The following is a 21,672-nucleotide window of genomic DNA, read 5'->3' as shown; positions in this document are numbered from 1 at the left end:
AAAAGACGCCCGCCCTCAGGCGGTGGCAACGGTAACCAATGGTAGCGTTTTTGGCCTGATTGTTCGTTCGTAGAACCCGCTATTTGCGAGCATCACAAACCACAAAAATTGCACCATAACAGTGCAAAACAGCACAAGCAACTTATGTTCGCGTGGGATTGCTGCATCTTCCACCCAGATTGGCCACGTCTCAGCCACACCATCCGGGGCGCACGCGTTGACGCTTTTCGCGGCCTCATGGGCACGCCACGCCGCCGTCATCCATGCAAAAAACAGATGGCATGAGATCGTGATTCGGCATCGGGCCATCACGGATTCGCTCCTCTAATGGACGTTCATGCAACCCCGCCAGTCAAGGACATCCATGTTGATAGCGCATACCCCACCCGACATATTTGCACCCATCGGCCCCTACGCCCAGGCCGTGGAAGCCATCTCCGTGAACCGCCTGCTTTTCATCAGCGGCACCATGGGGCTGGAGCCGGACGGAAGTCTGGCGAAGGGCTTCGAAGCACAAGCCCACCGGGTCTGGTCCAACATCGAGGCCACACTCGCGGCCGCCGGCATGAACCGCAAGAATCTGGCGAAACTGACCATCTGGCTGGCCAACTACGATGACTGGCGCCTGGGCGCCGACATCCGCCAGCGCTACCTGGGCGACCACAAGGTGGCGATGTCGGTGGTGCAGGTGGGGCTGGTCCACCCGGACTGGCTGATCGAAGTCGAAGCCATTGCGGTGGGGTGAGCGATGGTGGAATTCGAGTTGAACGGCCGCAACGTGGCGCTGGACTTGCCGGCCGACATGCCCCTGCTGTGGGCACTGCGTGATGTGCAAGGGCTGACAGGCACCAAGTTCGGCTGCGGCCTGGCGCTTTGCGGTGCCTGCACCGTCCACCTGGACGGCGCGGCCATCCGCTCTTGCCAGACACCCATCTCCGCCGTGGCCGGCCAGCGCATCACCACCATCGAGGGCATTGGCGACACTGACGTGGGGCGCGCCGTGCAAAAAGCCTGGCTGGATGAATCCGTGGTGCAGTGCGGCTACTGCCAGTCGGGGCAGATCATGTCGGCGTGCTCGCTGCTCAGCCAGAACGCGACGCCCACGAATGACGAGATAGACGCAGCCATGTCCGGGAACATCTGCCGCTGCGGCACCTACACGCGCATCCGGGTGGCCATCCACCGCGCAGCCCGCGGCGGAGGCCAGGCATGAGCATCACGAAAACGACGCAACCGGCCGCCAGCCGCTCCAGTCCCTGCGAACTGCCGCTGCAGCCAGAAAGCGCGGCAACCCCCACGCTGACCCGTCGCTTACTGCTGATGGCCGGCGGATCGCTGGCCCTGGGCGTGGCGCTGCCCGCACGATCTGCAGATCGGCATTCCGAGGCGCTGGCAGCCATGAAGGCGCCTGCGCCCTTCGAGCCCAACGCGTTCATCCGCATCGGCACCGACGACAGCGTGACGCTGACGATGGCGCGCGTCGAGATGGGCCAGGGTATCTACACGGCGCTGTCGATGTTGATCGCCGAGGAGCTGGAAGTACCGCTCTCGCGCGTCACGCTGGCCCATGCCCCGCCGGACGCAGCCCGCTATGGCAACCCGCGTGCGGGCGGCGGGCAGATCACCGGCGGGTCCAACTCCATCATGGGCGCGTGGGAGCCGATGCGCGTGGCCGGCGCCACCGCGCGGGCCATGCTGGTGAGCGCAGCGGCCCAGGAATGGGGCGTGCCCGCCGCCGAATGCCAGGCGCGCGAGGGCCGAGTCAGCCATCCGCCCAGCGGGCGCCAGCTGCGCTACGGGCAACTGACCCGCAGCGCCGCCCGTCTGCCCATGCCGCAGCAGGTGGCGCTCAAGCCCCAGCACTTGTTCCGGTTGATCGGCAAACCCATCCCGCGCCTGGATGTGGCGGGCAAGGTCAACGGGTCGGCCACCTACGGCATCGATGTGCGCCTGCCCGGCATGCTCTACGCTGCGGTGGCTGCGTGCCCGGTGTTCGGCGGCACGCTCGCCAGCGTGGACGAAGCCCCTGCCCTGGCGGTGTCCGGTGTACGCCAGGTCGTACGAATCTCCAATGCGGTGGCCGTCATCGCCGTCCACTCCTGGGCGGCCAAGCAAGGGCTCGCGGCGCTGAAGATCGAGTGGAACAACGGCGCCGGGGCGGGCGTATCGACCGCGCAGCTGCGCCAGGACCTTGAGCAACAGCTGGACCGCCAGGATGCCGCATCGGCGCTGTCGAAAGGCGATGTACAAGCCGCTCTGGCAGTCGCCGCGTCGCGCCATTCGGCGGTCTACCACTCGCCGTTTCTGGCCCACGCTGCGATGGAGCCCGTCAACTGCACCGTACACCTCAAGCCGGACGGCTGCGACGTATGGGTGGGAACGCAGGCGCCCATCCGCGCGCGCGATGCTGCAGTGAAGGCATCGGCGCTGCCGGCTGACAAGATCCGCATCCACAACCACCTGCTGGGCGGCGGCTTTGGACGCCGGCTGGAGGCGGACTATGTGGAGCAGTCCGTGGCGCTCGCGCGCACGGTGCAGGGCCCCGTGCAGTTCATCTGGTCACGCGAAGAGGACATCCAGCACGACATCCTGCGGCCCATGTACGCCGACAGGTTGAGTGCGGCGCTGGACGCGCAGGGCCGGCCCACGGCCATCACCCATCGGGTGGTGGGCTCGTCCATCCTCGCGCGGGTCGCTCCGGGCGCTGTTCGCAATGGCCTGGATGGCGATGCGGTCGAGGCCGGTCTCGGGCCCTACGCATGGCCTGCCGCCCAGCTCGACTATGTGCGCCATGAGCCCATGCCGGGGTTGGCCACGGGCTGGTGGCGCGGTGTGGGCCCCACGCACAACTGCTTCGTGATCGAGAGCTTTGTGGATGAGCTGGCCACCCTGTCGCGCCAGGACCCCGTGGCCTACCGCCTGGCACTGCTGCCCCCAGGTTCCCGCACGCGGGCCGTGCTGGAGCTGGTGGCGCTGAAGTCGGGGTGGGACACGCCACTGCCCGCAGCCAAGACCAAAGGCTCCCGCAGGGGCCGGGGCGTTGCAGTGCTGTCGGCATTTGGCAGCTTCATGGCCCAGGTGGCCGAAGTCACCGTGGACGCCGCAGGCGAGATTCGCGTAGACCGCGTGGTGTGTGCTGTCGACTGCGGGATGGTCGTCAACCCGGACACCGTCCATGCCCAGGTGGACGGCAGCATCCAGTTTGGCGTGACGGCAGCGCTGTGGGGCGAGATCACGCTGCAGGGCGGCCGTGTGGAGCAGAGCAATTTTCACGACTACCGCGTGCTCAGGCTGTCCGAGGCACCACAGGTGGATGTGTATGTGCTGCGGAGCGACGAGGCGCCGGGAGGCATCGGGGAGCCGGGTACGTCCGCGGTGATCGCGGCGGTGGCCAATGCGGTACACGCTGCAACGGGCTACCGCGCGCGCAGTCTGCCCGTGCGGCCGGGCTCCGCTTGAGGTACTGTGCTGCCCACCGATTTCGATTGCCTGCCGTGCCCCGGTAGCCCAGCCCAACCCAGCCATGAGCGACATCACCATTGCAGCCTTGCAGGCCTTTAGGGCCGTGGCCCGTTGCGGCAGCTTTACGGCAGCGGCCGATGACCTGGCGTGCTCACAGTCCGCCATCAGCCGCCACATCGCATCGCTGGAGCGCAGCACCGGGCAGACGCTGATCCTGCGGGGGCATCGGCGCACAGAGCTCACGCCCGCGGGCGAGATCTACCTGGAGACCGTGAACCGCGCGCTGGAAGAACTGCAGCGCGGCGCCGCGAAGCTTGCCAGCGGGTCTGCGCTGCGCTCGCGCACCGTCAAGATTCTGGCGATGCCTTCATTTGCTTCGCGCTGGCTCATCCCCCGGCTGGCCCGCCTGCACTTGGCCGGCATCGATGCAGAGATCGAGCTGAGCACCTCCATCTGGGACACGGAATTTCGCAAGGAGCGGTTCGACATCGGCATCCACTACGGGGATGGGTCGCTGCCCGGATCAAAACTGTTGATGCACGACAGCCTCGTGCCTGTCATATCTCCGCAACTGGTGGCGCAGAGGCCCATCCAATCCTTGAGCGACCTGCAGCGCTTTCCTTGGCTGCACGACTCCCTGCGAGGAGGCAAGTGGCAGCAGTGGCTGTCGGCGTGCAGCGCCCACCACCTTGCCGGAGCCAGAACCATGCGGTTGCAGGGCACCGAGACCACCCTCACGGCCGCGGTGGCAGGCCTAGGCATCGCCATCGGGCACGACACCCTGATCGCACACGACGTGATGCAAGGTACGTTGGTAGAAGCGTGGCCGTTTTACGTGCCCATGGCTGCAGGGTACCACTTGATGAGGCCTCAACGCGGCAGAGCAAGCCCGTACGTGAAAGCAGTGGCCGACTGGATGCTGACCGAAGCCGGCATGTTTCGCGAGACGGCAGGATCTTGGAAGCGCAATGCACCTTAAAAAGCGCAATGTTTGTTCACAACACGGCGCAGGCCGCGTCATCCAGGCCGTGTGTGGGTGCGTCAGCCAACCGGCGCACCCGCCTTCGCCACATCAATACTTGGTGGCCTTGATGTCGGCCTTGGCCTTCTCGTAGTCTGCCTTGGCCTGCTTTTCACAAGCGTTCTTGGCGTCGCCGGTCTGGTCGTCGCACTTTTCCTTGGCGACGTCATGCGCGCCTTCGGCCTTGGCCTCTGCGATCTTGCGGGCATGGGCTGGGCTGGGCTTGTACTGGTGCTCCAGCTCGGCCTTGGCGATCTTTTCCTTGGCTTCGGCCTCTTCTTCGCAGACGTCCTTGGCGTTGGCCTTCAGGGTGTCGCATTGCACCTTCTGCGATTTGTAGTCCGCTTCGATCTTGTTCTTTTCTGCTTTGTACTGGTCGCTCGTCAGTGCGTGTGCGCCCGAGCAAACAAAAAACCCAGATGCGATGGCAACGGCGATAAGGTTGGTCTTCATGGAGCCTCCTTGAATGAAAGACAAAGCAATGTCGCCTTGGCGGCACTCGCGCGCCGTAGGCCATCGTTGACGACGAACGTCGGCCGCATGCTGATCGGGTTTCAACCCATGTTGAGTACATCCACAGTGACAGTTTGCAGGCCCAGGTATTGACTGCGTAGGACGCCATCCATTGTGTCAGCGCGCCTGGCGATGCGGTAGCGCGGCGGTACATGGCGACTTAAGATGCGCACCGTTCAATGCATGCCGGGGACGCTCGCCGCCCCGCTCATGGTTTATCCAACCCTGTACACCACTGGCCACCTATGAACTACCTGCAAACACTCGTGTCGGACCCCGCTGCGTGGATCGCGTTGCTGACCCTGATAGCGATGGAGGTGGTGCTCGGCATTGACAACCTGATCTTCATTTCGATCCTTACCAACAAGCTGCCGGAGAAAGACCGTGCCCGGGCGCGCAACATCGGCATCGGGGCAGCGCTGGTGATGCGGCTTGCGTTGCTGGGCACCATCGCCTTCATCGTCGGGTTGACCGCCACGGTGTTCACCGTGTTTGGAAAAGGATTCTCCTGGCGCGACATCATCCTCATTGCCGGTGGGCTGTTTCTGGTCTGGAAGGCCACCAAAGAAATCCACCACAGCGTGGATCCTGATCCCGGTCCCGATGTCTTCACGCCCCAGCAGGGCGCCGGGCTGACGACCACCGCAGCCATCGGACAGATTCTGCTGCTCGACCTGGTCTTCTCCATCGACAGCATCATCACCGCGGTGGGCATGACCGAGCACATTCCGATCATGGTGATTGCCATCTTGGTGACCGTGAGTGTCATGCTTTTCGCCGCCACCCCGCTGGCCAACTTCATCCAGGCAAACCCCACCATCGTGATGCTTGCATTGGGCTTCCTGCTGCTGATCGGCACCACGCTGATTGCAGAGGGCTTCGGCGCAGCGATCCCCAAGGGGTACATCTACGCGGCCATGGCGTTCTCTGCGCTGGTCGAATTGCTCAACATGTTTTCCCGCCGCGCCAAGCGGCGCGATTCTGCAAAATAAATCTCTTCGTTGACGCCGCGCTGTGCTGCCGCGGTGGGCAGCCCATTCACCAGCACGCGGCGCAAAGGGCAACCGTTGGCAAGTGCAGCCCCTGGTAATGCTCTGGGGCTTGGCACCCAGAGCCCAGGCGCCAGGCATCGCGATGGGGGTGGTTGCACGGCACGCGCTTCGTCCACCCACCCTTGGACGCCAACACGTCCGTCGTCAATGCCCAGGCCTGCACGGGCTGCCTGGTCGCGCCTTGTCCTTACTGATCTTTCTCCAACGTCAGCACCACAGAGCCGAAGCCCGAGCCCAAGGTTGCGGTGAAACTGGTTTGTGTCTTGTCGCTCATCCGCATGAAGTAGCCGTCCTTGCCTTTCAACCCGCACACGACGGAGCCACTTTTCTTGGCCTCGTCAATCGCCTCTTTGTCGTTGCCCGTCAACATCTTCCACAGGGCCTCGGGATCGATGGGCGCCAGTGTCTCCACGTTGGGCTTGCCGGTGTCATCCGGGAAGGCCTTGCCGTCCGGCCCGACGAATGAGAAGGCATAGCTCTTGCCGTCGCGCGAGATCTTGATGCGATCGCCATCATCAGACTTGCTGCTGCCCCGTGCGGTGCGCTTTTCCACGATTTTGAAATCGCCCAGCATGGCGGCACCACAGGCCGCGGCGTTCTTGTCCTGGGCGTGCACCGAAGCGAATGGCAGCCAACACACAGCCATCACCGCAGCGCAGCAAGTGAAACGGATGGTCGAAAAAGTCATGGAGTCCTGACGGATGCCTCACGTGGTGGGGCGATGAGAGAGCTGGGCCGTTTGGCGCTGGGCCTGGCCTGAAGGCACTCACTGACGAAAGTCAGCGAGCAAAGAAAAAAGCCTAAGTGAATCAATCACTTAGGCTTTCATTTGGCGGAGAGGGTGGGATTCGAACCCACGGTAGTGTTGCCACTACGCCTGATTTCGAGTCAGGTACATTCGACCACTCTGCCACCTCTCCTGTGTGTCGAAGCCTGCGATTATAGCAGTAGTTTTGAAGGGTTCAGCCAGCGGCCACGGTTCCTGCCAACCGGTCGCATCGTTCACGGCGCCACGCCTCGCATCCCGATGCGGTACATCCACCCACATCTTGATGCAGGTCATAGGGCCGCCCGGCGCCCGGTGGCACGATCCTGTACAGCCAGCAGCCTCTGGGCGCCAAGGGTCTCCGGCTCGCTCGCCACCCTCTCCTCGAAACTCTCCAAGGACACTTTCACCATGCGATTCGCCCACATCGTCGTTGCCGCCTCTTTGTTCGCCGCAGGCTCTGCCATGGCAGGCCCCTGCGATCTCGAGATCGAAAGCACGGATGCCATGAAGTTCAACAAGGACAGCCTGAGCGTGCCGGCCAGCTGCAAGAAGGTCACCGTGAAGCTGGTGCACACGGGCAAGCTGCCCAAGGCCTCGATGGGGCACAACTGGGTGTTGGCCAAAGCCGCCGACATGCAGGCCGTTGCCACCGACGGCATTCCTGCAGGCGCGGACAAAAACTACCTCAAGCCTGGTGACACCCGCGTGCTGGCTGCCACCAAGCTGATCGGCGGCGGCGAGAGCGACACCGTCAGCTTTGACGCCACCAAGCTCAAGGTGGGCGAGGCCTACAACTTCTTTTGCTCGTTCCCCGGCCACATCGGGCTGATGAAGGGCACCTTTGCGGTGACCAAGTAACGGATGCGTGCTGACTGGTGAAGGCTGGCTGCTGACGCTGCTGCGCCAGCGTTGCAGCGCAGGCAGTGCTTGACCTAGGTGCCCGTCGGCGCCGCGCCCTGTGCTGCGGCCACCAGCAGACGCGGGGACCGGGGCGCCGCCGCGAAGGCAAAAGCCCGCAGCCCGCCCAGCACTCTGTCAGGCTGCGGGCGACAGCACAGCCACGCCGCCCATGTAGGGGCGCAGCACCTCAGGCACCGTCACGGTGCCGTCGGCGTTCTGGTAGTTCTCCAGCACGGCCACCAGCGTGCGGCCCACGGCCAGGCCGGAGCCGTTGAGGGTGTGCACCAGTTCGTTCTTGCCCTGGGCGTTCTTGAAGCGGGCCTGCAGGCGGCGGGCCTGGAAGGCTTCGCAGTTGCTCACCGAGCTGATCTCGCGGTAGGTGTTCTGCGCGGGCAGCCACACTTCCAGGTCGTAGGTCTTGGCAGCGCCAAAGCCCATGTCGCCGGTGCACAGGCTCATCACGCGGTACGGCAGGCCCAGCTTTTGCAGCACGGCCTCGGCATGGCGGGTCATGTCTTCCAGCGCTTCGTAGCTTTTGTCGGGGTGCGCGATCTGCACCATCTCGACCTTGTCGAACTGGTGCTGGCGGATCATGCCGCGCGTGTCGCGGCCATAGCTGCCAGCCTCGGAGCGAAAACACGGCGTATGGGCCGTGAGCTTGATGGGCAGCTCGGACTCGGCCACCACCACGTCGCGCACAAAGTTGGTCAGCGGCACTTCGCTGGTGGGGATGAGGTACAGCGCTGCGTTGTCCGGCACAGGCTCGCCGTCCTGGCCGCCCTTCTTGGCCGCGAACAAATCGCCTTCGAACTTGGGCAGCTGGCCCGTGCCCTTGAGCGAATCGGCATTCACGGCGTAGGGCACATAGCACTCGGTGTAGCCGTGCTCCTGGGTCTGCACGTCCAGCATGAACTGGGCAAGCGCGCGATGCAGGCGGGCGATGGTGCCCTTCATCACGGTGAAGCGCGAGCCCGAGAGCTTGACGCCCATGTCGAAGTCCAGCCCCAGCGGCGTGCCGACGTCCACATGGTCCTTAACCTCGAAGGCAAACGTGCCGGGCGTTCCCCAGCGGCGCACTTCCACGTTGCCAGCTTCGTCGCTGCCCACGGGCACGGATTCGTGCGGCAGGTTGGGCACCGCGACCAGCATGGCCAGCAGTTCGGCCTGCACTTGTTCCAGGCGGGCGGCGGATTGCTCCAGCTCCACCTTGCCTGCGGCCACCTGGGCCTTGATGGCTTCGGCTCCATCCTTGTCGCCGCGGCTCATCAGCATGCCGACCTGCTTGGACAACTGGGTGCGCTGGGCCTGCAGCTCTTCGGTGCGGGTCTGCAGCGTCTTGCGCTCGGACTCCAGGGCCTGGAACGCCGAGACGTCCAGGAAGGCCTGGGGCTTTTTGCGGGTTTCCAGCCGCGCGATGGCGGTGTCGAGGTCTTTGCGGAGGAGAAGGATATCTAGCATGACTGGATTTTAGTTCCCCCCGCAATCCAATCCCCCTGAGTCGCTTCGCGCCTTCCCCCGTAGGGGGACGCACCCGGTGGCCTGGCACAGCCAGATCCACGGGTGCGCTCGCGCAGGCAGTGCCAGATGCATGCGCTGCTTTCGGACTTAGCCGAGGCCTACAGGATCGAAGTTGGCGCCGCAAAGAATCAGGGCCACGGTCTCTTGCGGCTGGGGCTTGTACGCGCCGGTCTGCAGCGCGGCCAGGCCCAGTGCGGCGGCCGGCTCCACGGCAAGCTTGAATTCCCTCCACAGCCACAGTTGCGCAGCGCGGATGGCGTCGTCGGGCAGCAGCAGGGCGTCGTGCACATGGCGCTGGCTGACGGCCCAGCCGATGGTGCCGATGCGGCGTGCGCCCAGCGAATCCGCGGCCACACCGCTGACGTCCACGTCCACCGGCTCGCCAGCGGCGCGAGCCGCATGCAGCGTGGGGGCGCGCTCGGGCTCCAGGGCCACGACGTGGGCGCGGCTTTCTACCCAGGCGGCCACGCCGCCGATGAGGCCGCCGCCGCCCACGCTGACCAGCACGGTGTCGGGCAGGCGGCCGCCCTGCTCTTCGATCTCTGCGGCCAGGGTGCCGGCGCCGGCCACGACCTCGGGCTGGTCATAGGCGTGGGCCTGCAGCGCGCCGGTGGTCTTCTGGCGCTCCACACAGGCCTCGAAGGCCTGTGAATAGGCCGCGCCGGTGACGACCACCTCGGCCCCCAGCGATCGCAGGCGGGCGCGCTTGGCCTCGGGCGAGACCTCGGGCACGAAGACCTCGCAGCGCACGCCCAGCGCCTGGGCGGCGGCCGCTACGGCGATGCCGGCGTTGCCGCCGGACGCGATGATCACGCCGCTGTCGGGCACCGGGTTGGCTAGCAACCGGTACAGCATGCCGCGCGCCTTGAAGCTGCCGCCCACCTGCAGGTGCTCCAGCTTGAGCCAGACTTCCGCACAGTCCACCCCGAGGGACCGGCCGGGCACGCGCATCAGCGGCGTGGTGCGCAGAAAGCCGGGCTGGCGGTCTTGGATGTGGCGGCGGGCGTCGGCAATGGCGGCGCGATCGATCATGCGGGGGCTCCCAGGGACAAAAGGCAAGGCAGGCAGTGTAGGGGCTCTACAGCGCCCTCCGCAGCACCCCGGCAGCGTGCAGACAGCCCGCGGCGCTACACACCGATACACCCCGGCCCTGCGGTGGGCCATGGCAAGTGCCGATAACATGGCCAGCACCGTCGCCGGGACCTTGCTGGGTCTCGGGCGGTGCCACCAGGAGGCAGCATGTTCTTTGTATTCGGCCCGTCAGGCCAGATGTACCGGGGTGGCCCGGAAAATCTGGCGCAGATCTCGGCAGTGCGGCGCGTGCAGCGGCCCCAGGCCCTGCGCACGCGCGAGATGGACGTGCCCACCGAGCCTTTTGTCCCCCCTGCCCCCCTGCACCCCACGCCCACGCCGCCCCAGAACCTGCGCCTGCAGGATGCGGTCAGCGCCTATGCCCAGACCGAACAAGGCCCGCAGCAGGCGCGCCAGCCGCTGAGCAAGGTGAGCGACGTGATGACCACCGGCGCCCTGAGCGTGCAGCCTGACCAGCGTGTCAACGACGCCTGGCAGACCCTGGCCGAGCACAAGGTGGCCCAGGCCCCGGTGGTGGATGCGCTGGGCCGCGTGATCGGCCTGCTGGTGCGCGCCGACATGGCGCCACTCGACCTGTTGCCCGAACCGGGCGCCGTGAAGCAGGCCATCGACCTGGCCCGCCGCCCCGTGTCGGACGTGATGGTCAGCCCGGTTCCCACGGTGGCCGCCGACACGGAACTGCGCCGCGTGGCGGCCGTGCTGCTGGACACCGGCCTGCCCGGCCTGCCGGTGACGGACGAGGCGGGCGTGCTGTCGGGCTTCATCTCGCGCACCGACATCCTGCGCGCGGTGGCGGCCGACCCGCCGCTGGACCTGTGGAGCGGACCGGCCGTGGCGCTGTGATGCCTAAAAGAGGCTGAAAATCAAGCAAAAATGGCCGCTACCGCTTGATGGCAAAGCGCTGGGAGCTATCTAATTTGTAGCACTCTGCCGTGGCGACAATCCTGCCCTTGCGCCGGTGAAGCACGCCTGCCGTGCCCCCGCCAAGGCAAAGCAGCCCAGAATTCAGACTAAAAATGCCTCTACCGCTTGCTGAATAAGCGCAAGCAGCTATCAAATAAGTAGCACCCAAAGAAAAGGGCCTTCCCGGCCCTCGTCTTGGTTCACATGGCACTGCAAGCGGTCACTCAATGCCCCGCAGGCCCCGTCTCCGGCGTGCGCTGGCTGATCTCCAGACCCGTGGCTGCATCGATGCGCAGGCCCTTGGGCAATGGGAACTTGATCGTCTCCTCGATGCCATCCATGGTGCGCACCGACACCGCGCCCAGCGCCTTGACGCGGTCGATCACGTCGCGCACCAGAATCTCGGGCGCCGATGCGCCGGCGGTCAGCCCGACGCGCGTCACGCCCTCGAACCACTCGGTGCGCAGCTCGTCGGCGCTGTCGACCATGTAGGCGCGCGTGCCCAGCCGGTCGGCCAGCTCGCGCAGGCGGTTGCTGTTGGAGCTGGTGGGGCTGCCCACCACGATGACCAGGTCCACCTGCGGCGACAAGATCTTGACGGCGTCCTGCCGGTTCTGGGTGGCGTAGCAGATGTCCTGCTGCTTGGGCTCGCGCACCTGCGGAAAGCGCGCGCGCACGGCGGCGGTGATCTCGGCCGCGTCGTCCACCGACAGGGTCGTCTGCGTCACCACCGCGAGCTTGGCCGTCTGCAGCGGCTGCACGTGGGCCACATCCTCCACGTCTTCCACCAAGTGGATGCCGTGGTCGAGCTGGCCCATGGTGCCCTCCACCTCGGGGTGGCCCTTGTGGCCGATCATGATGAACTCGTAGCCCTCCTTGGCGAGCTTGGCGACTTCGACGTGCACCTTGGTCACCAGCGGGCAGGTGGCGTCGAAGATGGAAAAGCCACGCGCCTCGGCTTCGAGCTGCACCGCACGGCTCACGCCGTGGGCGCTGAACACCAGCGTGGAGCCGGGCGGCACGTCGGACAGTTCTTCGATGAAGATCGCGCCCTTGGCCTTGAGGTCGTTGACCACATACGTGTTGTGCACGATTTCGTGGCGCACGTAGATGGGCGCGCCGAACTTCTGCAGCGCACGCTCCACGATCTCGATGGCGCGGTCCACGCCGGCGCAAAAGCCGCGCGGCTCGGCGAGCAGGATTTCTTGCGGGGCGGACATCACAGGATCCCGATCACTTGCACTTCGAACGTGACGGGCTGCCCGGCCAGCGGGTGGTTGAAGTCGAACAGCACCGCGCCGTCCTCCCGCACCTGCAGCACCGCGCCCGCGTAGCTGCTTTGCCCGTCGGGCGTAGGGAACTGCACCACGTCGCCCACGCTGTAGCGTTCGTCGGGGTCGCCCAGCTGGTTGAGCAGCTTCTTGGCCACCCACTGCTGCATCTCGGTGTTGCGCTCGCCAAAGGCCTCGCCGGCGGGCAGATCGAACGTGGCGCGGCTGCCCTCGGGCAGGCCCAGCAGGCGCTGCTCCATGGCAGGGGACAACTCGCCCGCGCCCAGGGACAGCGTGGCGGGTTTGTCGGCAAACGTGTTGATCACATCCCCCGCCGGGCCGGCCAGGCGGTAGTGCAGCGTGAGGAAGGAGCCGGGCTGCACGGTGGGAAGGGAAGCATCGATAGAGGTCATGAAAGTCCCGATAAACTGGCCCGTATTGTAGAAAACCGGGCAAAGCCCTACGCCCGTGGATTCCTGACGGGTGTCGAAAACCCTGCGCCATGCCCCTCAAAGACCTCCCTCCCGACGCGCAGCCCCGCGAAAAGCTGCTGGCCCGTGGCCCGACGGCACTGGCCGATGCCGAACTGCTGGCCATCCTGCTGCGTACCGGCATCGTGGGCAAAGGCGTGCTGCAGATGGCGCAGGAGCTGCTGGACCCTCCCTCCATCGACCCCAAAACCGGCAATGTCGCCGGGGGCTTCGGCGGGATTGCCGGCCTGCTGCACACCAGCCCCGCCGACCTCGAACGCATCAAGGGCCTGGGCCCCGCCAAGCGTGCCGAACTGGTGGCCGTGCTGGAGCTCGCCCGCCGGGCCCTGGCCCAGCAACTGCGCGAGCGCGAGGTCTTCGACTCGCCCGATGCCGTCAAGCAGTACCTGCAACTGCACCTGGCCGCCAAGGGCCATGAGGTGTTTGCGGTGCTGTTCCTCGATGCGCAGAACCGGCTGGTGGCCATGGAAGAGCTGTTTCGCGGCACGCTCACCCAGGCCAGCGTCTACCCGCGCGAGGTGGTGCTGCGCGCCCTGCACCACCACGCCGCCGCCGTGGTGCTGGCCCACAACCACCCCAGCGGCAGCGTGCAGCCCAGCCGCGCCGACGAGGCGCTGACCCTGACCCTCAAGACCACACTGGCGCTGGTGGATGTGCGGGTGCTCGACCACGTCATCGTGGCGCCCGGACAGGCCCTGTCGATGGCGGAGAAAGGGCTGTTGTGAAAGCTGGCGCTCCGCCACCTGCACCTGCAGCTGTGCCCTTCACGGCACTGCAGGCCGCGTTGGCGCGTGCCGGGCGGGCGGCGGGCGGTGCGCCCCAGCCATCGGACGACAGCGGTCCCACTGCAGGGCCTTCATCAGCCGCCACGCCCCTTCCTCGCGCAACCCGGCGTGCCACCCTGGCCAACCAACGGGCCGCAGCCAAGGCAGCCCAGCGCCCGCTGCAGCCGCCGCGACCACCCGGCACCAGCACCACCAGCGAATCGCCCCACCCTGCGGCACCCCGCCGCCGCGCACCACCGGCGCCGCGCAGGGCCAGCGAGCGCATCACGCAGCTGCAGGACCTGGCCAGCGTGGCCCGCCGCCTGCGCGAGGCGCAGGAACGCGCTGAAGCCGAAGACAAAGCCCGGCGCGAGGCGGCTGCGCGGCTGGAGGCCGAGCGCCACCTCTTCAGCCGCAGCGTGGGCGCGGTGACACCGTTGCGCAACCCCAACCTGGCGCGCCTGCGCCGCCATCAGCCGCCGCCGCTGCCGGTGCAGCACTGGCTGGACGAGGAACGCGTACTACTCGAATCCATCAGCGACGACTTCGACGTGAGCACCCTGCTCGACACCGACGACCAGCTGAGCTTTCGGCGCCCCGGCGTGGGTGTGGAAGTGACGCAGCGTCTGCGCTCCGGGCACTGGAGCATTCAGCGCCAGCTGGACCTGCACGGCCTGCGCGTGGACGAAGCGCGGGAGGCCCTGGGCGATTTCATCCGCCACGCCCACAAGACGGGCCTGCGCTGCGTGCGCGTGGTGCACGGCAAGGGCCTGGGCTCGCCGGGCAAGAGCCCGGTGCTCAAGAGCCGCGTGCAGCGCTGGCTGGTGCAAAAAAGCGAGGTCCTGGCCTTTGTGCAGGCCCGGCCGATCGACGGGGGCGCAGGCGCGCTGGTGGTGCTGCTGCAACCCGTACATTCACGCAGGCGGTAAGGGGTGGTGCGCCGGGCGCCGTGCAACTGGCGTGTGGCTGCACCGTCACCGCCCTATCCCGGCTTGCCGCGCGCCACAGTCACCAGCCCCTGCATCTCCAGCCGCACGCCCAGGCCCTTGAGCGCCTCGCTCTTGCGCAGTTGCAACTGACCGCCATAGGCCTGCACGATCTGGCTGGCAATCGCCAGGCCGAGCCCGCTGCCCTGCACGGACTCGTCAAAGCGCACACCGCGCTCGCCCGCGGCCTGCAGTTGCTCCGGTGTCATGCCCGGGCCATCGTCCTCGATGTCCAGGCACAGGCAGGTTTGCGCGGCTCCGCCCTGCGCCGACAAGGGCGCAGAGGCCGCCATCAATGCCGATACCGACACCGTCAGCCGCACCCGCGACGCAGCCCACTTGCCCGCGTTGTCCAGCACGTTGCCCAGCACCTCTTCCAGGTCGGCGCGTTCTCCGCGCCAGTGCAGCGGGCCGTGCGTGGCGTCTGCCAGCACCCACTCCAAGTCCTGTGCGGCGTGCAGGCGCTCCATCATGCGCAGCAGCTGGGCCACGCAGTCGCGCACGTCCACGGCCTGGCCGGTGCTTCCGGGGTGGGCGTGCAGTGCGTCGCTCAGGGTGCGGGCCTGGTAGCGGTCCACCAGCTGGGCCATGGCCTCGACCTGATGCCGCACCTCGCTGCTGGGCACCTGCGGCTGCGCACTGGCCTGCGCGCTCAGCAAGGCCAGGGGCTTCTTGAGCGCATGGTTCAGGTCCACCGCATGGGCCCGCGCGCGGGCCACCACGTGCGCGTTGTGCGCCAGCAGGCCTGCCAGCTCGTTTTGCAGGGGCTGCAGGTCGCGCCCCGTGGGGGCGGCCAGGTGCCGCGCCACATCGGGCCCCGCGCCCTGCGGCGCGCGCAAGGCGGCCAGCATGGCCTCCAGCCGGCGCAGCGGGGCCAGCCCCACCCGCACCTGCAGCCACGCCAAGCCGCCGGTGAGCAGCATCAGCACCAGCCCGGCCACCACCAGCGTGCGGTCGATCTGCCGCATGCTGCTGTGCAACTGCGCGGCCGGGCCGTAGACCGTCAGCGTGACCTGCACCGGGGGCTGGCCCAGGCCGACCGGCTGGGTCAGCGACAGCAGGGGTTCTTGCAAAGGCCCCGTGGCCCGGTGCAGCGTGGCAGAGCCGGTGGTGGGCGCAGGCTCGGCCGGCAGGCTGTCCATGTCCCACAGCGAACGCGACCGCAGCACATCGCTGCCCGCCTGGGCGCGCCAGTACCAGCCGGCGTAGATGGCGCTGAACTCATCGGCGCCGCCGGTGGACTCCCGCAAGCCGCCCTGGGGACCCAGGTGCAGCCGTGCGCCCACGCGCTGCGCCTTGTCGCGCAGCACCTGTTCGAAGCTGGCCAGCAGGCTCTGGTGCATCTGCACGCGCAGCCACAGCCCCCCGGCTCCCACCAGCAGCAGCATGGGCACCAGCGCCAGCAGCGCAATGCGCGTGGCCATGGGCCACTGGGCCAGCGCCAGGGCCCACGCGGCGGCGCCATGGGCCCTGGCCGGCGCAGGCGGTGCGGGCTGCGCGGTCCTTGAAGATGGCGCGGAGGGTTCGATGCGCATCAGCCCGCCACGTCGCACGCCACCAGGCGAAAGCCCTGGCCGCGCTCGGTCACCAGTTGCGGCGCACCGTTCAACTTGCGGCGGATGCGGCCGATCAGCACGTCCAGCGTGTTGGAGTCCGGGTCGAGGTCGCGCGCATACACATGCTCGCTGATGTCGGTGCGCGTGAGCAGCTTGCCCGGGTGGTGCATGAAGTACGCCAGGATCTTGTGCTCCTGCGCGGTGAGCTGCAGGCTCTGGCCCTGCAGCGAAAAGCGGCCCTGCACCACGTCGTACTCCAGCGGGCCGGCCGTCAGCACCGCGGCGGCCGACCCGGCCGTGCGGCGCAGCATGGCCCGCAGGCGCAGCACCACCTCGTCCATCAGGAAGGGCTTGGTCAGATAGTCATCGGCCCCGGCATTGAAGCCCGCGACCTTGTCGCTCCAGCGGTTGCGGGCCGTGAGAACCAGCACCGGCCAGCTGCGGCCCGCGTCGCGCCAGTCGCGCAGCACGCTCAGCCCGTCCTTGAGCGGCAGGCCCAGGTCCAGCACGGCGGCGCTGTAGGCCTCGGCACTGCCGGCAAACGACGCGGCCTCGCCGTCGTGCTCCACATCCACCGCGAAACCCGCTGCCTCCAGCGCCACGCGCAGTTGCTGCGCCAGCGCCACATCGTCTTCCACCACCAGAATGCGCATCAGTCGTCCACCTTCTGCCGCGTGACTTCCAGGCTCACGGCGTCCACTTCGAGCTCCAGCTTGAAGCCGTTGGGTTGCTGCAGCTCCACGCTGTAGTAGGGGCGGCGGCGGTGGTCCGTCTCCAGCTCCACCTCCAGCACCAGGCCCGAAAAGCGCGGCCGCAAGGATTCGAGCATCACGGCCATGGACTTGGGCGCCGCGGGCGTGCCCGCCGTTTGCGGCGGGGTCAGCACCTCGCCCGTGTTCACGTCCACCAGCAGCTTCATCTCGCCGGCGGGCCGGTCCGAGAGCTTGACCTCGTACACCGCCTTGCCCTGCGCGTCGCGCTCGAACTCGGCGTTCACCACGCGCGAGCCGTAGCGCTGCTCCAGCTGCTTGATGTAGCGCGCCATTTGCGCGAGGCCCACAGGCTGCGTGGGCCAGTCGCTCTCCTGCGCGACGACGGTGCCAGTGGCCGCATCCACCAGCACCTCGTGCTTGGTGCCGCGGGCGTCGATGATCTTGATCTCGTAGCGCAGCTCGCCCTTGCGGCCGTGCTTGGTCTCCACGTCGATGACGCGCCCGCCATACTGGCGGCTCATGTCCGCAATGATGCTGTTGAGCGGCTTGAGCTGCCCGCTCTGCACGCCGCGCCGCGCCACATCCTGCTCGGCGGCGGGGGCCTGCGCGCAGGCCAGCGCCACCGCGGCGCAGGCAGCGGCCTGCATCCATGTTCGAAGTGTTCCATTCTTCATCGCCGGGCCGCCCCAAGATGAAGAAGGCCCCCTCGGGGGGCAGTGACCACACGGAGTGGGGAACGTGGGGGCCATTTCTGTCATCGCGCGATTATTGCGGTTGGTATTAAACGGAACATGAACGGACGCTTCACGATGGGTTTAGGAACGGTTGCGCACACTGCCTCCCAGTTCTTCACAATCACTGCCACACCGAAAGGAAGCACCATGAAAAAGACCGTTCTGACCCTGGCCTTCGCAGCCGCCGCCGCGGCCTCCGCCCTGCCCTCCATGGCCTGGGCCATGGGCGCCCAGGAGGCCGTCAACGTGATGGCCAAGAACCACTACGTGGCGCCGCACGACCTGCAAAAGCAATACGGCTACTGGACCGCCGAGGCCGTCTCCAACGACGGGGTGCGTGCCACCGTGCTGGTCAACGATGCCAACGGCAGCTTCACCGCCGTGCGCAAGGGCGATGTCGGCACCGCCCTGCCCAGCGTGGAGCGGGTGGCGCAGCAGGTGCGCGCCGCCGGCTACAGCTTTGTGTACGACGTGGAGCTGGACGACGGCTTCTGGCAGGCCAAGGCCCGCCAGTCCGTGACCAACCGCGAGAAGGTCGAGTTCGTGCTGCACCCCGTGACACTGGAGGTGTTGAGCCAGGTGGGCCGCAGCGGCGGCACCGTGAACGGCCAGCCCGTGCTCAGCGCCGACCAGATCGTGGCGGCCCTGCAGCAGGCGGGCTACACCCGCGTGCGCGGTGTCGAGTATGAAGACGGCTACTGGGAAGCCGAGGCCACCAACACGGCCAATCTGGCGGTGGAGCTGCGGGTGGATGCCGTGACCGGGGCCGTGCTGCGCGAACAGCTGGACGATTGAGCGGCCCGTGCCTGCGCAGGGGGCAGGTGCGGCAACCAGCGCACAAAAAAATAGCACCTGGCCCGGCATGCCCACGCAGCCGGGCCAGGTGTTGAAGCGAGTGTTGTAGCGGTGTGCGGCAGGCGCGCCGAACGTGTCCCTCGCCCGTGCTACATGCCTACATGCCTACATGCCTACTTGGACAGATCGACCGCGTACTTCGACGTGCCCTTGCCCGAGCCATCGTCCGCCGCCAGCAGCGACACGTTGGTCAAACCCGCTGCCTGCGCCACGGCCAGCGCATTGGCGCCCGAGCTGAACACCACCGGCCCCGCCACGGTGGCCTTGGCAAAGCGCCAGCTCTTGGCCGCACCGTTGGCACTGCGCGTCACCGCCGGGTTCTTGCGGATGTAGTCGATCACAACGTCCCGGTTGGCATCGGGCGACGCCCAGATGGTGCCCGAGCCGTCGAGCTTGTCGATGAAGCTCTTGCCGCTGGTGGCGCGGTAGTTGTTGGTGGCGATCACGAACTCCTGCGCCACGTCGATGGGCTTGCCCAGGTAGGTCAGGTTCTTGATGCGGCTGCCCACGGGCTGGGTCACGTCGATCTGGTACTGCACGTCGGCCGTGGTGAACATGTCGAAGTTGTAGCCCGGGAAGGTGCTGATGAGCTGCTGCTCGCCGGTCTTGGCAGGGTCGATCTGGTTGAAGCGCTTGGCAGCGGCCTCCAGCCAGTTCTTGATGTCCCCGCCGTTGACCTTTACCGCGTACACCGTGTTGGGGTACAGGTACAGGTCGGCCGCGTTGTTGATGGCCAGCGGGCCCACGGCCACGTCGGTGTAGTCGGCGCCGCCCTGGAAGCCGCTCTTGAACGGCGCGCTCACCGACAGCACCGGCAGCTGCGCATACTGCGGCAGGCTGGCCTTGATGTAGGCGGCCACATAGGCCTGCTGCGCCTGGTTCACGATCTGGATCGCGCCGGGGTCGCCCACGTCGGCGAACAGCGTGCTCATGCGGAAGTCGGTCTGGCCGATGGGCGTCTTCACGTACTGGATGGCGGCCTGGTGCTGGGTCTCGACGAGCGGGGCCACGCTGGCGTCCGCATCCACGGTCACTGTGGCGCCCGCGGCGTTCTTGTTCTGGATGTTGCGCAACTCGGACTTGCTGGCCGTCTTGTTGACGACCCACTTGGCCCCGTCCCACTGCAGCGCCAGCTGCACCACGCCCAGGGCCTTGCCCCACGAGCTGGCCATCACGGCGGGCACGCCGTTGACGGTGCCGGCCTTGTGGTCCACGCCGGCCATGGTGAAGCTGGGGGTGGCGGCGGTGTCGGGGAACACGCCGTGCTGGTGGCCCATCACCATCGCGTCGATGCCGGCCACCTTGGAGAGGTACAGGCCCGGGTTCTCCATGGTGGGCGAATACGCCGCGCTGTCCATGCCGCCGTGCAGCAGCGCAATCACGATGTCGGCACCCTTGGCGCGCAGCTCGGGCACATACTTGTTGGCGGCCTCCACCGCGCCTTCGGTGGTGACCTTGCCTTCGAGGTAGCGCTTGTCCCAGTTCATGATGCCGGGCGTGGTGAAGCCGATCACGCCCACCTTGATGGGCAGCTTCACCTCCTTGCCGTCCGCGCCCTTGGCCACCAGCGTGCGTTCGAGCACGGTGTAGGGCTGCACCAGCGGCTTCTTCGTCTTGCTGCTGGTCACGTTGGCCAGCACCATCGGAAAGCCCGCACCCGCGCACTTCTTGGCGGCGTCCACGCCGTCCACCTCCAGCCCGCCGCCCAGCACCTGGTTCAGGAACGGCAGGCCGTAGTTGAACTCGTGGTTGCCCAGCGTGCCGGCATCAAAGCCCAGCGCGCCCATGGCCTTGTACATGGACAGCTGCTGCGTGCAGGGAATGGGGTTGATGGTGGCTTCGTAGTCGGCCAGCGCCGTGCCCTGGATGGTGTCGCCGTTGTCCACCAGCAGCGTGTTGGCAAACTCCTTGCGCGCCGCACGCACCAGCGTGGCGGTGCGCTCGAAGCCGTAGCTCTTGTCCTCGGCCAGCTTGAAGTAGTCGTAGCTGCGCACGTTGAAATGCAGGTCGGTGGTCTCCAGCACGGCCAGCGTGGCGGTGGCGCCAGCGTTGTTGTTGACGCTGCCGCCATCACTACCGCCACATGCGGACAGCGATGCGGCCAGCGCCAGCACGCTCAGCGTGGCGGTGCGGCGCCCGCCATGGAAGGACGAAAGGGAAAGAAGTCGGCTGCGATTGCGTTCAGACATGAACAAGGCCCTTGTTGGAACAAGGGTCCGAGTGTCTGGCCGGGGTTTGACAGCGGTGTGACGTGGTGCAAAAGCCCACGCCTGCACGCCTCCTCATCAGGCGATGCGGTGCACGTCGCCGTTGTGCGGCGAAGCGCTTTCGTGGAACAGGTCCTCCAGGAACTGCGCCAGCTCGTGCTCTTCCACAAAGTCGGGAATAACGAAACCCGAGGGAGTCCGCTTGCCATCGGACCCCACGCGATAGGCCTGCCACAACGCGCCTTCGCGCCGCACCTCGACGATGCGGCCGAAGACGTTGAAACGGGGGTGGGTCAGCGCTGCCATAGGAAGCTCTCCTTCAGGCGGATGCGTGCGGATCTGCGGTCGTGGCGATCAGATCCACCTCGACCGTCGCGTTCTTGGGCAACTGCAGCACGCCCACCGACGTGCGCGTGTGGGCGCCCGCGTCTCCCAGCACGGCGAACAAAAGGTCCGACGCCCCATCGGCCACCTCGCTTTGCTGCGTGAACGTAGGCGCCGACTGCACGTACACGGTGATCCGCAGGATGGCCTGCACTGCATCGAGTGAGCCGAGTGCACGCTGCAGCAGAGCCAGCGATCGCATCACGCACACCTTGGCGGCCTTTTGTGCATCGGCCAGGGACGCAGCCGCACCGGCCGCACCCGTGACCACCACGGTGTCGCCCACGCGCGGGATCTGCCCGCTCAGGTAGATGTGGTGCCCGTCGCGCACCAGCGGTACGTAGTTGCCGCCGATCTTGATCTCGCCATCGAAGCTGTAGCCCAGGGCCTGGGCTTGTTCCTGAAAACGCGCATCACGGGACATAAGAAATCTCGGCATTGAAGAGGGCCACCACTATGCCATTGAGCGCGTCATTGAGCG

Annotated in this window: 22 protein-coding genes and 1 tRNA gene; 10 read left to right on the top strand and 13 right to left on the bottom strand. The window is 66.9% G+C overall.

Annotated elements, in window-relative coordinates; all coding sequences use genetic code 11:
• The first annotated feature begins 364 nt into the window (after positions 1–364).
• The 4 genes from ASF16_RS01545 to ASF16_RS01530 all read left to right on the top strand — a co-directional run bounded on the left by ASF16_RS01545 (position 365) and on the right by ASF16_RS01530 (position 4,441).
• A complete protein-coding gene (locus tag ASF16_RS01545; RefSeq protein WP_056161738.1) occupies positions 365–745 on the top strand; it encodes a RidA family protein in 381 nt (126 codons plus the stop codon).
• A gap of 3 nt (positions 746–748) precedes the next feature.
• Positions 749–1,213, top strand: coding sequence for a (2Fe-2S)-binding protein (locus ASF16_RS01540; RefSeq protein ID WP_056161736.1), 465 nt, complete (start codon positions 749–751; stop codon positions 1,211–1,213).
• Entirely contained in the window at positions 1,210–3,459 is a 2,250-nt protein-coding gene (locus ASF16_RS01535) for a molybdopterin cofactor-binding domain-containing protein (protein ID WP_082516678.1), read from the top strand. The genes ASF16_RS01540 and ASF16_RS01535 overlap by 4 nt, the downstream gene beginning before the upstream one ends.
• A 64-nt stretch (positions 3,460–3,523) precedes the next feature.
• Positions 3,524–4,441 (top strand): LysR substrate-binding domain-containing protein, encoded by a 918-nt coding sequence (locus ASF16_RS01530; protein WP_056161735.1) that lies wholly within the window; start codon positions 3,524–3,526, stop codon positions 4,439–4,441.
• 93 nt (positions 4,442–4,534) lie between these two features.
• On the opposite strand, the gene ASF16_RS01525 is transcribed toward ASF16_RS01530, so the two are convergent.
• Positions 4,535–4,936 carry a hypothetical protein gene (locus ASF16_RS01525; RefSeq protein ID WP_056161733.1) on the bottom strand — a complete coding sequence of 134 codons (402 nt, stop codon included), beginning with the start codon at positions 4,934–4,936 and terminating at the stop codon, positions 4,535–4,537.
• Between the two features lie 305 nt (positions 4,937–5,241).
• Between ASF16_RS01525 and ASF16_RS01520 the strand changes: the two genes are divergently transcribed.
• Complete coding sequence (locus ASF16_RS01520; protein ID WP_056161732.1) at positions 5,242–5,988, top strand: TerC family protein; 747 nt, start codon at positions 5,242–5,244, stop codon at positions 5,986–5,988.
• A gap of 247 nt (positions 5,989–6,235) precedes the next feature.
• On the opposite strand, the gene ASF16_RS01515 is transcribed toward ASF16_RS01520, so the two are convergent.
• Positions 6,236–6,736 (bottom strand): hypothetical protein, encoded by a 501-nt coding sequence (locus ASF16_RS01515; protein ID WP_156371835.1) that lies wholly within the window; start codon positions 6,734–6,736, stop codon positions 6,236–6,238.
• A gap of 142 nt (positions 6,737–6,878) precedes the next feature.
• Positions 6,879–6,968: transfer RNA gene (locus ASF16_RS01510), tRNA-Ser, on the bottom strand.
• 257 nt (positions 6,969–7,225) lie between these two features.
• Here ASF16_RS01510 and azu point away from each other — a divergent pair.
• Entirely contained in the window at positions 7,226–7,675 is a 450-nt protein-coding gene (gene azu, locus ASF16_RS01505; RefSeq protein ID WP_056161729.1) for an azurin, read from the top strand.
• A 177-nt stretch (positions 7,676–7,852) separates the two neighbouring features.
• On the opposite strand, the gene serS is transcribed toward azu, so the two are convergent.
• Both serS and ASF16_RS01495 read right to left on the bottom strand, forming a co-directional pair.
• Positions 7,853–9,175 (bottom strand): serine--tRNA ligase, encoded by a 1,323-nt coding sequence (gene serS / locus ASF16_RS01500; protein WP_056161727.1) that lies wholly within the window; start codon positions 9,173–9,175, stop codon positions 7,853–7,855.
• 147 nt (positions 9,176–9,322) lie between these two features.
• Positions 9,323–10,267, bottom strand: coding sequence for a threonine/serine dehydratase (locus tag ASF16_RS01495; RefSeq protein ID WP_056161725.1), 945 nt, complete (start codon positions 10,265–10,267; stop codon positions 9,323–9,325).
• 207 nt (positions 10,268–10,474) lie between these two features.
• Here ASF16_RS01495 and ASF16_RS01490 point away from each other — a divergent pair, with 207 nt between their 5' ends.
• Positions 10,475–11,170: an HPP family protein gene (locus ASF16_RS01490; protein WP_056161723.1), complete on the top strand. Its 696-nt coding sequence runs from the start codon at positions 10,475–10,477 to the stop codon at positions 11,168–11,170.
• Between the two features lie 284 nt (positions 11,171–11,454).
• On the opposite strand, the gene ispH is transcribed toward ASF16_RS01490, so the two are convergent.
• Complete coding sequence (ispH, locus tag ASF16_RS01485) at positions 11,455–12,450, bottom strand: 4-hydroxy-3-methylbut-2-enyl diphosphate reductase (protein WP_056161721.1); 996 nt, start codon at positions 12,448–12,450, stop codon at positions 11,455–11,457.
• Positions 12,450–12,914 (bottom strand): peptidylprolyl isomerase, encoded by a 465-nt coding sequence (locus ASF16_RS01480; protein WP_056161719.1) that lies wholly within the window; start codon positions 12,912–12,914, stop codon positions 12,450–12,452. The genes ispH and ASF16_RS01480 overlap by 1 nt, the downstream gene beginning before the upstream one ends.
• 89 nt (positions 12,915–13,003) lie before the next feature.
• Here ASF16_RS01480 and radC point away from each other — a divergent pair, with 89 nt between their 5' ends.
• Together radC and ASF16_RS01470 are read left to right on the top strand one after the other, a co-directional pair.
• Positions 13,004–13,717 (top strand): DNA repair protein RadC, encoded by a 714-nt coding sequence (radC, locus tag ASF16_RS01475; protein WP_056161717.1) that lies wholly within the window; start codon positions 13,004–13,006, stop codon positions 13,715–13,717.
• Positions 13,718–13,893: 176 nt separating this feature from the next.
• Positions 13,894–14,685, top strand: a complete 792-nt coding sequence (locus ASF16_RS01470) for a Smr/MutS family protein (protein WP_082516709.1) — start codon at positions 13,894–13,896, stop codon at positions 14,683–14,685.
• A 53-nt stretch (positions 14,686–14,738) separates the two neighbouring features.
• Here the strand turns inward: ASF16_RS01470 and ASF16_RS01465 are convergent, their stop codons facing one another.
• Genes ASF16_RS01465 through ASF16_RS01455 form a run of 3 tightly spaced genes read right to left on the bottom strand, consistent with a single transcriptional unit; the run spans position 14,739 to position 17,685 of the window.
• Positions 14,739–16,277 carry a sensor histidine kinase gene (locus ASF16_RS01465; protein ID WP_235507219.1) on the bottom strand — a complete coding sequence of 513 codons (1,539 nt, stop codon included), beginning with the start codon at positions 16,275–16,277 and terminating at the stop codon, positions 14,739–14,741.
• Complete coding sequence (locus ASF16_RS01460; RefSeq protein WP_056161715.1) at positions 16,277–16,951, bottom strand: response regulator transcription factor; 675 nt, start codon at positions 16,949–16,951, stop codon at positions 16,277–16,279. The genes ASF16_RS01465 and ASF16_RS01460 overlap by 1 nt, the downstream gene beginning before the upstream one ends.
• Positions 16,951–17,685, bottom strand: coding sequence for a PepSY domain-containing protein (locus tag ASF16_RS01455; protein ID WP_056161713.1), 735 nt, complete (start codon positions 17,683–17,685; stop codon positions 16,951–16,953). Before ASF16_RS01455 ends, ASF16_RS01460 begins: the two co-directional genes overlap by 1 nt.
• A 207-nt stretch (positions 17,686–17,892) precedes the next feature.
• Here ASF16_RS01455 and ASF16_RS01450 point away from each other — a divergent pair, with 207 nt between their 5' ends.
• Positions 17,893–18,540 carry a PepSY domain-containing protein gene (locus ASF16_RS01450; RefSeq protein ID WP_056161712.1) on the top strand — a complete coding sequence of 216 codons (648 nt, stop codon included), beginning with the start codon at positions 17,893–17,895 and terminating at the stop codon, positions 18,538–18,540.
• Positions 18,541–18,713: 173 nt separating this feature from the next.
• Here ASF16_RS01450 and ASF16_RS01445 read toward each other — a convergent pair whose 3' ends face one another.
• The 3 genes from ASF16_RS01445 to ASF16_RS01435 all read right to left on the bottom strand — a co-directional run bounded on the left by ASF16_RS01445 (position 18,714) and on the right by ASF16_RS01435 (position 21,615).
• On the bottom strand, positions 18,714–20,789 hold the full coding sequence (locus tag ASF16_RS01445; RefSeq protein ID WP_056162549.1) for a bifunctional 2',3'-cyclic-nucleotide 2'-phosphodiesterase/3'-nucleotidase: 2,076 nt from the start codon (positions 20,787–20,789) through the stop codon (positions 18,714–18,716).
• A 96-nt stretch (positions 20,790–20,885) separates the two neighbouring features.
• Positions 20,886–21,104, bottom strand: a complete 219-nt coding sequence (locus ASF16_RS01440; RefSeq protein ID WP_056162545.1) for a hypothetical protein — start codon at positions 21,102–21,104, stop codon at positions 20,886–20,888.
• 22 nt (positions 21,105–21,126) lie between these two features.
• A complete protein-coding gene (locus ASF16_RS01435) occupies positions 21,127–21,615 on the bottom strand; it encodes a RidA family protein (RefSeq protein ID WP_056161710.1) in 489 nt (162 codons plus the stop codon).
• Positions 21,616–21,672: the final 57 nt, after the last annotated feature.

It is taken from the genome of Acidovorax sp. Leaf78, from assembly GCF_001422735.1.
Lineage (GTDB): Bacteria > Pseudomonadota > Gammaproteobacteria > Burkholderiales > Burkholderiaceae_C > Acidovorax.
This window is presented reverse-complemented; position numbering and strand designations above follow the sequence as displayed.